General features: G+C 40.8%; 14 protein-coding genes. 5 read left to right on the top strand and 9 right to left on the bottom strand.

Annotation, left to right across the window (positions count from 1 at the left end; all coding sequences use genetic code 11):
* Window positions 1–33 precede the first annotated feature (33 nt).
* Together MHB56_RS27810 and MHB56_RS27805 are read right to left on the bottom strand one after the other, a co-directional pair.
* Window positions 34–783, bottom strand: a complete 750-nt coding sequence (locus tag MHB56_RS27810; protein WP_341144252.1) for a sulfite exporter TauE/SafE family protein — start codon at window positions 781–783, stop codon at window positions 34–36.
* A 359-nt stretch (window positions 784–1,142) separates the two neighbouring features.
* Complete coding sequence (locus MHB56_RS27805; RefSeq protein ID WP_076278999.1) at window positions 1,143–2,018, bottom strand: LysR family transcriptional regulator; 876 nt, start codon at window positions 2,016–2,018, stop codon at window positions 1,143–1,145.
* 128 nt (window positions 2,019–2,146) lie between these two features.
* Between MHB56_RS27805 and MHB56_RS27800 the strand changes: the two genes are divergently transcribed.
* Window positions 2,147–3,040, top strand: a complete 894-nt coding sequence (locus MHB56_RS27800; protein WP_076129293.1) for a DMT family transporter — start codon at window positions 2,147–2,149, stop codon at window positions 3,038–3,040.
* A gap of 71 nt (window positions 3,041–3,111) precedes the next feature.
* Here the strand turns inward: MHB56_RS27800 and MHB56_RS27795 are convergent, their stop codons facing one another.
* From MHB56_RS27795 to MHB56_RS27770, 6 genes are all read right to left on the bottom strand, one after another.
* Window positions 3,112–4,611, bottom strand: coding sequence for an MDR family MFS transporter (locus MHB56_RS27795; RefSeq protein ID WP_076194336.1), 1,500 nt, complete (start codon window positions 4,609–4,611; stop codon window positions 3,112–3,114).
* 247 nt (window positions 4,612–4,858) lie between these two features.
* Window positions 4,859–5,599 carry a copper amine oxidase N-terminal domain-containing protein gene (locus tag MHB56_RS27790; protein WP_340012538.1) on the bottom strand — a complete coding sequence of 247 codons (741 nt, stop codon included), beginning with the start codon at window positions 5,597–5,599 and terminating at the stop codon, window positions 4,859–4,861.
* Between the two features lie 130 nt (window positions 5,600–5,729).
* Complete coding sequence (locus tag MHB56_RS27785) at window positions 5,730–6,494, bottom strand: M15 family metallopeptidase (protein WP_340012537.1); 765 nt, start codon at window positions 6,492–6,494, stop codon at window positions 5,730–5,732.
* 14 nt (window positions 6,495–6,508) lie between these two features.
* Window positions 6,509–7,420, bottom strand: a complete 912-nt coding sequence (locus MHB56_RS27780; RefSeq protein WP_340012536.1) for a hypothetical protein — start codon at window positions 7,418–7,420, stop codon at window positions 6,509–6,511.
* 59 nt (window positions 7,421–7,479) lie between these two features.
* On the bottom strand, window positions 7,480–8,805 hold the full coding sequence (locus MHB56_RS27775) for an FtsW/RodA/SpoVE family cell cycle protein (RefSeq protein ID WP_341144251.1): 1,326 nt from the start codon (window positions 8,803–8,805) through the stop codon (window positions 7,480–7,482).
* Entirely contained in the window at window positions 8,802–9,134 is a 333-nt protein-coding gene (locus tag MHB56_RS27770; RefSeq protein WP_036678319.1) for a PadR family transcriptional regulator, read from the bottom strand. The genes MHB56_RS27775 and MHB56_RS27770 overlap by 4 nt, the downstream gene beginning before the upstream one ends.
* An 81-nt stretch (window positions 9,135–9,215) precedes the next feature.
* Here MHB56_RS27770 and MHB56_RS27765 point away from each other — a divergent pair, with 81 nt between their 5' ends.
* From MHB56_RS27765 to MHB56_RS27750, 4 genes are all read left to right on the top strand, one after another.
* On the top strand, window positions 9,216–9,896 hold the full coding sequence (locus MHB56_RS27765; protein WP_341144250.1) for a hypothetical protein: 681 nt from the start codon (window positions 9,216–9,218) through the stop codon (window positions 9,894–9,896).
* A gap of 159 nt (window positions 9,897–10,055) precedes the next feature.
* The gene (locus tag MHB56_RS27760; protein WP_341144249.1) at window positions 10,056–10,550 is read left to right on the top strand and encodes a hypothetical protein; all 495 of its coding nucleotides are present in this window, start codon (window positions 10,056–10,058) and stop codon (window positions 10,548–10,550) included.
* Between the two features lie 210 nt (window positions 10,551–10,760).
* On the top strand, window positions 10,761–11,294 hold the full coding sequence (locus tag MHB56_RS27755) for a PadR family transcriptional regulator (protein WP_081388325.1): 534 nt from the start codon (window positions 10,761–10,763) through the stop codon (window positions 11,292–11,294).
* A 58-nt stretch (window positions 11,295–11,352) separates the two neighbouring features.
* Window positions 11,353–12,171, top strand: coding sequence for an SDR family oxidoreductase (locus tag MHB56_RS27750; protein WP_340012533.1), 819 nt, complete (start codon window positions 11,353–11,355; stop codon window positions 12,169–12,171).
* A gap of 195 nt (window positions 12,172–12,366) precedes the next feature.
* Here MHB56_RS27750 and MHB56_RS27745 read toward each other — a convergent pair whose 3' ends face one another.
* Window positions 12,367–13,821, bottom strand: a complete 1,455-nt coding sequence (locus tag MHB56_RS27745; protein WP_076130929.1) for a DHA2 family efflux MFS transporter permease subunit — start codon at window positions 13,819–13,821, stop codon at window positions 12,367–12,369.
* Window positions 13,822–13,830 lie beyond the last annotated feature (9 nt).

Genomic DNA, 13,830 nt, shown 5'->3' with positions numbered 1-13,830 from the left:
AAGGGGGAAGAACGTCTTTCTTTTTCTTTTCAACTATCCGCGAGGCACTAGCATTAGGACACCAAGTAAAATGATAATCAGAAATAAGTAACTCTCAAATTTTTTAGCAGGAATACGTTTATTCACATATACCCCAAGGACCGTAGCTAAGAGAATTGCTGGAATAGAATATCCATAAAGAACAAGAGCATCCACCGTCCACAATCCCCCGATAGCATGACCCGTTACAACGAGTACACCAGAAATAAGAAAATGAGCTTGCAACGTACCCCGAAAACGATCCGGATTCCATTGTCGTAAAGTACCATAGAGCACGACAGGGACACCATTAAAGTTATAAGCACCGCCAAGTACACCCGAAGCGAATCCGAAAGGATACACCCAGCCTTTTGCCTTAAGCAAGGGATGATCGATCGTCTTAAATATTCTCTTCTTAATCACCGAATAAACTCCATAAACAATCAAAAATATACCAAGTCCAGTCATAATTACACTTGCCGGTGCTAAATAAAGCATGACAAGTCCTACAGGAATTCCTATCACTGTTGAGAGTGCTAATCGAATCAAAATAGATCGTTCTATATGCCGCCACCCACTCACAACTGTAAGTGAGGCAACCGTGAGGCCTGCCAATCCAATCAAAGAAACTGAGGTATGTAGAGGAATCGGGAGCAGTGCAAGCAGTGGCATGCTCACAATCGCTTCACCAAAACCAAACACGGTTCTCATTAAGGCACCTATAAATACTGCTACTACGACAAGTGTAATTATTGTAACGCTCAATCGCTTAATCCTCCTCCTAATCTTATCCATCCGTAATTGTGCATAAAGTCCTCACATTTCCAGAACATCTGAATACATTCCTTATTTCCACTCTTCTAATTATAACATATTAATTATTGTAAAACAGATATTAATAGAGGATAAACATGCAATTTAACGTCTCTCAAATCCTCTATAATGCCGTAAAAACTATAAGATAATGGAGATATACATATATTTAATGAAAATCCTTTAAAATCAATTACAGCGGCCTGTGTGTAGTTCCTGTTTTCTGAAAAACTAGCTGAAGTACTAAACAAAAAAACTGATCTCCCTTAACTTTGATGAGGTATCAGTTTCTTATTTTTTGACGTATTTATTTAGGTGTTATCTTTCAGCCACACCTGCACATGCTTTAGGAATTTTTTGGTGACGGGAGAAGCATATTTCATAGAGTGGACAGCAATTCCTAACGATCTGAAACTACGTTCCTCCAATTCTAGCATGGCCACATTATAATTTTGCCGGGTCAAGACAAGCTCTGGCAAAATACTAATGCCAAGGCCTTTCTCCACCATCGACATAATGGCATAGTCATCACCTGCTGAGAATTTAACATGAGGTTTAATACCCGCCTTATCCAGCACACGTCTAACATCATAATCCGAGCCTGCTTTCGGGATAATGAAATCCTCCTTAGCAATTTGCGATAAGGAAAGAAAGGGTTCTGCACTAAGTGGATTCTCTTTAGATACAATCCCTAACATCCGGTCTTTTTTTAAAGGAATTACGTCAAACTTCTCACGTGTAGGCAGTGAAATAAAACCGCAGTCGATCACTCCAGCCTCTATCCACTGCTCAACCTCCAAATAACCGCCTTCCATCAGCTTGATTTCTATATATGGGTATTCACTGCGAAATTGCTTAATCATCCCTGGCAGCCAATGCACAGACACACTGGTGAACGTACCGATGGTGATCGTGCCAATCTCTAGCCCGTGGATGTCCGCTACCTCCTGCTTCAATTTCTCGTTCCATTTCAAGATTTCACGGATAGGCTGCAGAACTTGTTCCCCGTTTACCGTTAATTTCACACCGGATCTATTTCTAATTAATAACGCGAACCCAAACTCCATCTCCAAGCTGCTAATGGTGTGACTAATTCCGGATTGCGTAAAACCCAACATTTCTGCTGCTTTTGTTAAGCTGCCTAGCTCTACAACTTTCAGAAAAATCTCATATTTATTAATGCTCAACCTCTGTTCCCACCCTTATAAATTACATAAGTTTTACTCATGTATCCTATGATAAACATTCAGTTACCTTATGTATAGAGCCGTATTATACTATATTGAGTTGAAAATGAAGAAGGATGGATGAAGAGATGAAACCGCTCAAAGCTGAGCTGCTGCTGTTAGTTGTAACATTATTTTGGGGCTCCTCCTACATATTTATGAAAATGGGGTTAGGTACGTTAGGCGAATTCAATCTGATTGCACTCCGCTTCGGACTTGCTTTTATATTAGCCGCTATGATATTCCACAAACGATTAAGACGAGTAGACATGAGAACATTAAAATATGGTGCTCTCCTCGGATTCCTCCTGCTAGGCGTATTCACATGTATAACCTTCGGACTTCAAACAACCACCACCTCAAATGCAGGATTTTTAGTTGCATTGACGGTTATTTTTGTACCGATCTTGGATCGAGTTATTTTCAAAAAAAGAGTTGCACCTCCGCAAGTGTTCGGCTCCATCCTCGCCATAGCCGGGATTGGACTTCTTACCTTAAATGCAACCTTAACTATTCAACCGGGTGACTTTCTGTGTATTCTTTCGGCAGTGTTCTATGCGGTACAGATCTTATTTACAGGCAAGGCGGTAAAAGAATGTGATTCCCTGAATATTGGAATCTTGCAGTTAGGATTTGCCGGAGGGTTGGCCTTAGTGTTGTCCGCAATCTTCGAGACACCTTCGCTCCCCTCTACTTTGCCAGGTTGGGCAGCAATTCTAGCGCTTGGTATCCTATGCAGTGCCTGTGGCTTCATCCTGCAACCTATTGCTCAAAAATATACTTCACCAACCCGCACCGGACTAATCTTCTCCCTTGAGCCGGTCTTCGCTGCGATGTTTGGTTATTGGTTCGCTGCTGAGAAGTTATCGATGCAAGGCTATGCTGGCGCAGCGCTTGTTCTGTTGGGAATCGTGGCTTCTGAGCTGCTTGGTAAAGCAAGTCTCCCCGCATCGTGGGCTCAGAAGAAACCAGAGCATTTATAACAATAAAGGCGTCGTTCAACTATACAAGCTGAACGACGCCTTTTCTATATTATCTAAGTTTATGGATTCCATTAATGCCCCATCATCATCGCCGCATCTGCCTTCTGTCCCTCTCCAGAGGTAGGATCGCCAGCAGAAAGCTTAGGCTTGCGCAAAATAATACTCATCAATACACCTACCACTCCTATGCAGCCAGACAGGAAGAACACATCATCAAAACCACTAACTGCGGCTGTCAAAGGATTACTTCCCGCTTTCAGTGCTCCCATATGAACAGCGATCTGACTAGTCAGGTAACCTGTCATTCCAGCTATAGCAAATGAAACAACGACTTGTTGAGCAGCAGCAGTAAGTGAAGTTACACTTCCCACCCATTCACGTGGAGCAGCATTCAAGACATGAGTATTCAAAGGCATCATCGTTAGACCCATCCCAAAGCCTAAGAAACCCAGGTATGTCATAATTAACGATAAATTTGTTGTAACACTAATTCCGGATAACAGGAACAAGGTGACCGTAATGATACTAAGTCCAACAAACGCCAGCGGACGAGCCCCGATCTTATCAAACAACCTGCCGCCAATCGGCATTCCGATTGCTGAAGCTAAAGCCTGCGGAAGTAGAATCAAACCGGTCTCCAGCGGGGTATAGCTTCGAATCTGCTGCAGGTAAAGGGGCACAAATAACATGGACCCAAACAAAGCAGCTTGCATAACCCAAGTTAAAATAATACCCCGAGTGAAATCCGACGAACGGAAAACTCGCAGTTGTAAAAGCGGATTTTTGTGAAGCAGCTCCACAATGACAAGAAGGATCAATGCAACCCCTCCAACAGATAAGCCAACAATAGCGGGAGTAGACGACCAGCTTGTTCCACCGCCTTCATTCACCCCATAAGCCAACATAGAGAAGGCAATTGGGGCAAGGATAATGCCTAGGATATCGAGTTTGCCTTTGCTCTTTTGTTCAGACTTCGGCAAATATTTAACACCAAGAATAATGCCAACAATTCCAATAGGTACATTAATCAGAAAGATCCAGTGCCAGCTTACGTACTCCACCAGCCAACCGGATAAGACTGGACCGAGTGCCGGTGCTAAGAGCATTGGAATACCAAGCATCCCCATAATAGAACCTCGACGTTCTACTGGAGCTAATTTAAAAACCATCGCCATCCCAATGGGAGCAACCATCCCCCCGCCAAGACCTTGAATGACTCGAAAAATAATGAGCTGAGATGAGCTTTGTGCAACCGAACATAACATAGAGCCAAGAATAAACATCGTAAGAGTTGCCAGAAAAACTTGTTTCGATCCAAAACGATCGGTCATCCAGCCCGCGAGTGGGATTACTGCCGCTAAAGCTAAAGTATAACCCGTAATCGCCCACTGAATCGTTTTGAGATCGGAAGCAAAATAATCAACCAGCTTGGGAACGGCCACATTCACAACAGTACCATCCAGAATAACCATAATCATACCGACAATAATAGCAAGAAGCGGGGGGATGATTGCTTTTAACGAAAAGGGTTGCTCTTCTGCAGAACTCATTCCGGTCAATGTTTTTGTCATCCAGTACTCCACTCATTTCTCTAATTTAATTAAATGCTTTATTTATTATTTCAAATTTTAATTTACATTCGATGAATCTGGAAGTCAACAAATAAAACCATTTTTTACATTAAAAACACATCGGGTTTACGATACCCTTCAGAAATTATCTGGGAAAGTATATTAGAACAGCAAAAAGACTATGCATAATCCCCTAAAATCTTCTCGCTTGGGAAATGTGCATAGTCATCATGGAATCATTTTCCGATTAGAGTGTCTCTCTTAATTCTATAATTTTGCCCGATGTGTTCAAAATAATTTCAAGTGGAATCTCTGTCTCTGCAAAATCCAATACACAGCGGATAGAAAATTGATCCTCGTTATAGCTACTTTTTGTAGATTTAATCCCATGATAATTCCCGGCTTTTATCGTAATTTGCTTCCAGTCTTCCAGTAATCCATTTGAGCTTGGCTTATTTACGACCACATCATAATGATATCGCTCCGATAATTCATTATATTTACCGCCGACCAGTAACCCCGCTATAACACTCGCTGTCACTTCAGGGGTATACACTTCAACTTGATTGGACTCCCCATCATATGAGGTTAATAAACCAATTGTCTTAAAAAAGGAGATTGGAACATAGATATGATCCTGTCTGAATTCGAAATCATCTTTAAAAACCAACTCTTGTGCATTATTGATGCTAACTAAATGTTCGTTAAGCTTCCATTTAATTATTTCATTTATCTTTGTTAGTGTTATAGTTTCTGAACTTTTTTGATATGTTGTTGTATATTTCAGTGCATTGGAAGCCTCTCTGAGCGGAATCATGACCGTGGAACCCTTATTGTAGGCTGAATGGGGATTAGTTTCCAGTAGTTTACCATTCAAAATTACGCTAACCTGGCCGGAGTCTGCCCATACTGTTGGAGCGGCAAATCCACCAAATCCATTAGTTAAAAACAGAACACCTAACACAACTACCGCTGCCATTTTGATCATCGCTCGAAACCTCCCTTTAGTTATTACAAGTATTATGTGCGTTTCCAGCATGTGCTAATCCTAAGGATAATAAAGCCAAGAAAAAAAAGAAGCCGTTCAACATTATGTTGAGCCGCTTCTTTAGAAATGATTATTCCACCTTGAAGTCAAAATACTGCTTAGGAAAAGGTTCTTTTATCAGCGTAAAATGCCACCATTCCTTACTATAAGGTTTAAAGCCTTGCTTCACCATAACCTCTTTGAGAATTGCGCGATTTGCTTTCTGAGTCTTGGTGATCAACGATGTATCATAAAAAGAGATCTCTCCGAAAAAATCAAACGGGCTGCCCATATCTACATCTAGACCGGTCTCTTTATTGACGATCGTTAAATCGATGGTACTGCCTCGAGAATGTCCTGATTTTTTCGCTATAAATCCGAGTTTGAATAAATTACGTTTATCCAGTAGCGGGTAATATTGCTGCTTCATCTTAGTATCCGCGGAATTCTGTGACCATCTTACAAAATGATTCACCGCGGTCTGCGGACGATAAGCATCATAGATTTTTAGGATATATCCTTTTTTGGCTAAATCCTCACTTACTGCCTTCAAGGCTGTAGCTGCAGTCTGTGAAAAGATCGCTAAAGGCGCTTTATAACCATCAATCCGCTTCCCTACAAAATTATTGTCTCCGTAATAGCGAATTTCAAATTGGGCAGTAGGTATCACTTCATCCAAATAGACAAATCCTTGCGGCAGGCGGTTTTTCTTCTCCAGCTGCATTTGCTGCAGTACATTGTCTGTAGATGATCCAACGTAAGCTGCATCTGCACTGCCCATAAAAATAGTGTTTGTCCATAACAACAGCACAAATGCGAAAACTATGATTTTTGTTCCTCTAAATCCGCTTCTCAATAGATCCCGCCTCTTCATTTCGAATTAACCGTTTGATTTAGAAATTTCTCCACTTCAGGTGTGAGTTTATTATTCGTGGAATCAAGTAACTGCAGTAGTTTTTCTAAAATCATTAGGATTCTGGTGTCGCCTTTGTTTCCTTTTAATGCATTCTCATACGCCTTCTTTACTTCAGGTTTGATTACTTGCTCATCATAGTCATAAGCTGGTGTGTTGCTTGATCCATATAATAAGCGTGAAGTTGCATTGAGCAGCTCTTTTTGAAGAACGGTTGACCGATTGGAAGCTGGGTATTTCGTCACAAAATCCTCCAGTGCAAGCGCCCTGTTCGTTAACTCTGTCCAACTAATCACAATAGCTGCATCAAAAACACTTGGTTGATTCGATTCAGTGGCCATGATGTCTATATAAGCAGCGATGTCCTTCGTGACATACGGCTTAAAGCTTTTGAACCCCTCATAATGCATCACTGGATAGTACATGCCCTCACTAGTCTCCAGCTTATACCCCTTATCCCGTCCTTCAATTAACATATTGCGTACATTGGGATCTTTGATCGCATTAAGGAGTGTGCTGTAGGTTAGATTTTTGCTTTTGGAAAAAGCATTATTTATCTCTTTCTGAACATTCTCCGGAAAAACCTTCTCAGAGTACACAGGTAAATATGCCTTCTGTGCATTTTCGAGCTGGAGTGTCATCTGAGTTGCTGTCCAGGTATCCACTTCTTTGATATGGTTAATCAAATAATTCCGTGCGTTAGCAAGAGATGCCGGTTTCTGTACATATTGTTGGAATTGGTTATAGACTTTCGCAGATTCTTTCAGAGTTGCGGCAGCTACAGTCTCAGTTGTATGTATACTCCCAAACCCTCCCATAGAGCCTAGGGCAAAGGCAATACTTAACAAGCCTGTTTTTTTCCATCCCATTAAAAGACCTCCCTTAAGTATTCATACTTAATAATTAGACATACGAGAGGATCCTGAATCTAACTCAGTACAGTATTATCCTGGACGGCTTCAATATCCTTCCTACGATAAATTCCCATCAAAAGTCCAATAGCCGCATATTCAAACCATACATGACTCCCATAGCTCAGGAAAGGGAACGGGATAGAAGTCAGCATCATTCCGCCGCTCAAAACAGCAAGACCATAGGTTAGTCTTATGGCTAGCAAAAATGCCAAACCCAACACTAAAGCTTGTCCATAGGGCTCACGAATCGCTCGTATCGTAGATAGAAGCTTGATAAAGAACCAGGAGATAACTGCAAGCAAAAGCAGCGCCCCCGCCCAACCAAAACAATGAATAAGATAGACAGGCAACATATCTGAGTAGACATACGGCAGCTTTTGTTCTACTGCTCCGAATCCGTGCCCCCACCAACCCGCTGAACTAATAACTTCACGCATTACTTGATAGATATAGCCATAACCTTCTGGATCTAAAGATGGATTTATTGCACTAATAATTCTGGCCATCAGGTAGTCGCTATTGAAGATGAACATTAGTCCAACTATTACAAAGAACCCTAATAATACTACACTCTTTATCCAATCGCGAGTAATCCATACATATAATAGTAGTGAAGAGATTAGATACACTACAAGCTCTGGAAGAGAGTTTAAAGAGATAAGAAGCCATGCAGGTGCTAACAGAAGGCTTGTGTCGAACAACCCACTCCGCCAAGTTTTCTTTTTAGCCGATTCCTTACGATTCACTAAAATCCCTGCTAACGCGACTATCAAAACATAAGGACGATAGGATGTCATATCAGGTAAGATCAAAAAAATCCTAGGACCATAATTTACTCCATTTATTGTTATCCCCCAGAATATACTCGACAGAATTCCTGCTATTGATGTTCCGTATAATACCCACGAGAAACTTTTCAGCTTTCTGAAATCAATGAAATACAATCCAAACATCAATACAATTCCAATGAGTATATTTATCGCTTGGCGTCTAAACGCATTATCCAAAAAAGCACCTTTAACAATATCACTGTAGCCTACATCCACAGAACTCATTCCGATCAGACTGATCGCGGATAATATAGCTACAACGCCAAACAATCCCCAAGGTACATGTGGTTTATGTATTAGATGAAGTTCCTTTCCTAACGTTTGCGGATTCCCCATTTGTGCGATCGCCCAAGCTATGGCTTCTTCCCGTGATACACCTTCTGATTCTTTTTCACAAATTAAATCTTCTAGATGACTAGCTAATTCTTGACGTATCTCTGGGTGAGTTTTTTTCGCTTTAATCTCTGCACACACTTCATCCAAAAATTGCTGCTGCCTCTCTTTCATCATACACCACCCTCTCCCAGAACGGAGTCAACTGCACCTTTAAACATAACCCATTCTGCTTTTTTCTCCTTGAGTTTCTCTTTACCTTCATCCAGAATTCTATAGTACTTACGCTTCCTTCCCTCTACCTCCATCCAGTAAGCCTCTACCCAGCGCTCACTTTCCATCGCATGCAGAATTGGATACAAGGTTCCTTCTTTTAATGAAAAAACACCCTGTGATCTCAGCTCCAGCTCTTTGATTAACTCATAACCATATAATGGCTTCTCCAGTAAAAGAGTCAGAATTAACGTACCCGTACTGCCCTTCAGCATCTCTTTACTTACTTTCAACGGCTAACACCTCCTAAATTCTAACTTTACAATTGGCGTGGGACCGGATTCCGCTCATTCTACGGGATATATACCGTTGATTTGCTTCGTGGGACCGGATTCGGCTCATTCTACGGGATTTATACCGTTGATCTGCTTCGTCGAGCCGGATTCGGTTCATTCTACGGGATATATACCGTTGATTTGCTTCCTCGGTCCGGATTCAGCTCATTCTACGGGATTTATACCGTTGATCTGCTTCATCGGTCCGGATACGGCTTATTCTACGGGATTTATACCGTTGATTTACTTCGTCGAGCCGGATTCGGCTCATTCTACGGGATTTATACCGTTGATCTGCTTCCTCGGTCCGGATACGGCTTATTCTACGGGATTTATACCGTTGATTTGCTTTCTCGAGCCGGATTCGGCTCATTCTACGGGATTTATACCGTTGATTTGCTTTCTCGAGCCGGATTCGGCTCATTCTACGGGATTTATACCGTTGATTTGCTACCTCGGACCGGAATCGGCTCATTCTACGGGATATATACCGTTGATTTGCTTCGTCGAGCCGGATTCGGCTCATTCTACGGGATTTATACCGTTGATTTGCTACCTCGGACCGGAAACGGCTCATTCTACGGGATATATACCGTTGATTTGCTTCGTCGGACCGGATTCGGCTCATTCTACGGGATTTATACCGTTGATTTGCTTCGTCGAGCCGGATTCGGCTCATTCTACGGGATTTATACCGTTGATTTGCTTTTTTTCCCATGACTAATATCTGTATATCATGAATATTAGTTATCCTTTTATACCTAGGACAACTATACATCGTAAATCTATGTATGTAAAGTTTCTATTAAGAAAGCCCTTATTCCCTCCTCATTCATGTATAATAATGGTAATACAAGCAGCATGTTGAGGAGATCAACGATGAGAAAAACAACAATAACAATCTTGAGTTTTACCGTTCTTTTCATATTTATTTTCGTTGGATATATGCTCCGTAACAATTCAATGAACTATTATGAGACGTGGAAGATAAATTGGGGCATATCGATCTCTAAACCTACAGAGTCAAAGGTGATATTTGAAAGTCCACCCAGTTTCCATGGGGATGGCGAAAGCTATTACGTATTAGATTATGACGAAAAGCAATTCAAAGAAATCAAAGATGCAGCATTTTGGCATCCCCTCAATGTTGAATCCATTGACCCCTTAAAAGAGAGAATATCAAGTTTCAAAGACTCTGTGATTGCCATTTATCCAAATGAAAAAGAAAAATACGAAAAATTATTTTGGGCTAACCCTATAGAACTCGAAGAAAGAGGATTCTATTGCTATAAGAAAAAAGATGATGGTAGCTACTGTATCGTGATCCTTAACGTGGAGTTACAACGAGTATATATGATGGAATGGACACAATGAAAATTTAATAAGTGAGAATTAAATGACGATCGCTCCCCGGTATTCTGCCAGGGAGCGATCGTCGTTTTTTCGGGATGTCTCTTAATTATTATGAATACATAAAAAAACAACTCCAAGTATCCGTCCAATATATATTGACTCAATATATAAAGGTCTGATATATTGTGATAACGATATACAAATATTTAGAAACTTAAAGGAGGCCCTATTTTGAACAGTCAGGATGTTATTTTAGGCATGCTTATGAAAAAATCGTTGACTGGATACGAAATAAAGCAGTTATTGGAGGAAATATTCTCTAATTTCTATAGTTCTAGTTATGGAACGATTTACCCTACACTTGCTCGCATGGAAAAGGAGGGTCTGATTACTAAGGAAAACATACCTCAGGAAGGTAAGCCTAATAAAAATCTTTTAAACATCACGGATAAAGGAAGAGATAGTTTTAATGCCTATTTACTAGCCCCACTAGAGGCTGACAGTATTAAGAAATCTGATTTTATGATGAGGCTTTATTTTGGTGAATTTGTCGGGTATGAGAAGGTGATTATTTGGTTGAAGCAAGCTCAAGAGGAATCACAACATAAGTTAGATCAATTACTCGCTCAGTATTCGCTTTATAAAGATGAAATGCATCCAGCACAGATCATCTGCATTCAAATTGGCATAGAAGAATATAAGGCTAAACTAACAACCATTGCTGAGGGATTGTTAAACATGGAGAAGTTAGTACTTACGAAGTGAGTTTAAAACGAACCAGGTTAAGATGTACCGCTCATAAAACTTTTAGGAGGAATTGTAGATGAAAACAATTTTTATAACGGGTGCTTCGTCTGGTATCGGTAGAACTACAGCAAAACATTTTGCTGAAAGAGGATGGAATGTGGTAGCCACGATGCGTTCACCTGAACAAGAAAGTGAATTCACTACACTTGATAATGTGTTGGTGTTACGGCTCGATGTTGAGAAAGCAGACACGATTCAACCTGCGTTAGAGGAGGCGATCAAACGGTTCGGTAAAATTGACGTTCTTCTCAATAATGCTGGTTATGGAACAATGGGACTTATAGAAGTAGCTACAGATGAGCAGATCAGAAGACAGTTTGAAGTCAACGTTTTTGGTCTTATCAGTATGACTAAAGCCATGCTGCCACATTTTAGAGCTAACCAAGATGGTTTGCTGATCAATATCTCTTCTATGGGTGGGAAAGTAACCTTTCCTACAATGTCTCTGTATCATTCAACGAAATTTGCCGTAGAAGGTTTTTCTGAATCCGTATCTTATGAATTAGCATCACAAAACATCAAAGTAAAGTTAATTGAACCTGGTGCCATTCAGACAGACTTTGGTAGTAGATCGATGGAGTTCTTTTTTAATGAAGCATTAACGGAATATAAACCTTTTACTACTGCATTTTTGGGTAAATTGGGTGAGATGGAAAAACAACCTGCGTATGCTTCGCCTCCAGAACTTGTTGCGGAAACAATATATCAAGCCGCCACAGATGAGACAAGTCAATTCCGATATGTTGTTGGTGCAGATGCAAAAATGCTCATTCAAATGAAAGAAAATACGGCCGAAGAAGAATATCTGACTAATATATCCCAGCATTTTTCTTAAAAAAGAAAGCTTTAAGTGGAGTCGCTTTTCGGTATTCTAATGAGGAGTGGTCCTCTTTCTTATTGCGAAAAAAAAAATCCCCTTCGATCAACAGTGTTAAGTCCATGAGATCATGAACTTTTTTTCACTGTCTATCCTAAGGGGATTTTACAAACTAACCTATTCGAACACCTTTTCTTGCGTCAAATTTATTTATTAATGCATCGGGGTATTCATTTTATGATTAACAACTACTCTTTTTATGAAGAAAGCAAGAATTAGTCCTACAATCGCCATACTCATTCCGAAAATAAAAGCATTTTGTACACCGTTCGTGAACGCAGGTAACATATTAGCTGGATCTGCTGGGTTCTCCACAGTTTTCATGTAGCTTTTTGAACCCGCGGTCATAATGCTGACTGCTAATGCAGTACCAATGGCACCAGCAACCTGCTGCAGTGTATTCATAATAGCTGTACCATCTGGATAGAGTTCTAGTGGCAACTGGTTAATACCATTCGTCTGTGCCGGCATAAATACCATTGAAATACCAATCATAAGCGTACTGTGAAGTACGATTACGAACACAACCGTAGAAGCTACAGTAATACTGGAGAAGAACCACAAGGCAACTGCTGCAATAATCAGACCTGGAATCACGAGCCATTTCGGACCGTATTTATCAAACATACGACCCATAATTGGGGACATCAATCCGTTTATAATTCCGCCTGGAAGCAGCAACAGACCCGCTTTGAAAGCTGTATAACCTTGTCCTTGTTGAAGGTACATCGGAAGAATCAACATGGAGGACAGAATAACCATCATACAGATAAATACCATAGCTACACCAATAGCGAACATTGGATATTTAAAAGCACGCAGATTAATCATTGGCTCCTTCATCTTCATTTGACGAAGTCCAAACAATAAAAGTGCTACTACACCTACGATGATCGCAATGATCACTTTCGGACTTCCCCAGCCCGCTTCTTCACCGGCGCTGCTGAAACCAAACACAATACCGCCAAACCCGAGTGAAGATAAGACAATAGAAAGGATATCAATCTTCGGTTTCGTCACCTTTGTTACATTCTGCATGAACAGAATCCCGAATATCAATGCAATCACTAAGAATGGCAATGACAACCAGAAGATCCAGTGCCAGCTGAGGCTTTCAATAAGCAGTCCAGCAATGGTAGGCCCAATCGCCGGAGCAACCATGATAACCAGACCGATCATCCCCATTGCTGCCCCACGTTTTTCAGGAGCAATGATGATAAGGATTGTATTAAACATCAGTGGCAACAGAAGCGCTGTTCCCATAGCTTGAACCACTCTTGCTGTAAGTAAGAACTCAAAGTTAGGTGATACTGCCGCTAGGAATGTTCCTAGGATTGAAAAACATAAAGCCGCTATAAACAGCTGTCTCGTCGAGAACCATTGAAGCAGCATCCCCGAAATTGGTACTAATATACCCAGTGTAAGCAGATAAGCTGTTGTCAACCATTGTGCTGTTGCTGGGGTAATTTGTAGGACATTCATAAGATCGCTTAAGGCAACATTTAATGCCGTTTCACTGAACATTCCGATAAAACCTGCTAGTAATAAAGAGACAAGAATTGGAATAGTCTTAAACTTCTTGACCTCTTTTTGTTGATTCCCTTGCATAGTTGCTTC

Source organism: Paenibacillus sp. FSL H8-0315 (assembly GCF_038005365.1).
Classification (GTDB): domain Bacteria; phylum Bacillota; class Bacilli; order Paenibacillales; family Paenibacillaceae; genus Paenibacillus_AQ; species Paenibacillus_AQ odorifer.
The sequence above is the reverse complement of the archived record's forward strand: the minus strand, read 5'-3'. Positions and strand labels throughout refer to the sequence as shown.